The 242-nt window shown below is 41.7% G+C and carries 1 protein-coding gene; it reads left to right on the top strand.

Going from position 1 to position 242, the window contains the following annotated elements; all coding sequences use genetic code 11:
• Nucleotides 1-217 (top strand): c-type cytochrome (locus tag AC0IXA_RS28030; protein ID WP_471814998.1); only part of this gene is annotated, 217 nt, incomplete at its 5' end.
• Nucleotides 218-242 lie beyond the last annotated feature (25 nt).

The following is a 242-nucleotide window of genomic DNA, read 5'->3' on the forward strand; positions in this document are numbered from 1 at the left end:
GCCAGAAGCAGCAAGGACAGCACCAAACCTTGCGACCTTCGGGGAACGGACGAAAGTAGCTGGAATCAAAGACATGAACAAAGAAAATGTGAAAGCATGGCTGAAAGATCCAGAAAGCTTTAAACCAGGTAATAAGATGACAGGAACGTACCCTAAATTAAATGACTCAGAAGCAGATGCACTTTACGAGTATTTAAAAGGTCTTAAAGTCGAGTAACAACTAGAGCAAATATGTAAGAGGG

The organism is Pseudomonas sp. AC083 (genome assembly GCF_979253165.1).